The sequence below is a fragment of the Bradyrhizobium sp. Mp27 genome (genome assembly GCF_029953005.1).
Lineage (GTDB): Bacteria > Pseudomonadota > Alphaproteobacteria > Rhizobiales > Xanthobacteraceae > Bradyrhizobium > Bradyrhizobium barranii.
Window position 1 is genome coordinate 1 of record NZ_JASAUS010000639.1, and the last position, 452, is coordinate 452.

A 452-nucleotide genomic window follows, 5' to 3' on the forward strand; every position below is an offset into this window, starting at 1 on the left:
TTCCAATCGTTGCGAATGCGCAGGTAACCATTGATATGGGCAAGATCATATGTAGCCAATATCTTGCTATGCCGCAGTCACAGTCAGATAAGTTTTCTGCCTGGATGAGCGGTTGGTTCAGTTATCAGAACAACAGAACCTTTGTGGACCTTGCTTTGCATCAACAAAATATCGCCAACGTAAAGGCATGGTGCCAATACCATCCGGCGGAAAGCGTTATGTATGGCTTGCAACAATCGGTAGGCAAAAATTGACGGCTCGGGACTTTGGAGGATCGCTATGAAATGCAGGGCTCTTGTCGTTTCTGTGATTTTGATAGGCGCGGCATCAGCGCCAGCCGCGGCTCAGATCAAGCTGGACATGAACAAGATCACTTGCGGAAATTGGCTAGGATACGGTTCAGCAGACCGAGATTTCGTAAGGTATTTCATGAGCGGCTACTATAACGCGGC

Annotated in this window: 2 protein-coding genes; both read left to right on the forward strand. The window is 48.2% G+C overall.

The features are described from left to right. Positions 1–254 (forward strand): HdeA/HdeB family chaperone (locus QJT78_RS52135; RefSeq protein WP_038946155.1); only part of this gene is annotated, 254 nt, incomplete at its 5' end. Positions 255–279: 25 nt separating this feature from the next. Beyond that, a partial coding sequence (locus tag QJT78_RS52140) for an HdeA/HdeB family chaperone (protein WP_281460948.1) occupies positions 280–452 on the forward strand: 173 nt, incomplete at its 3' end.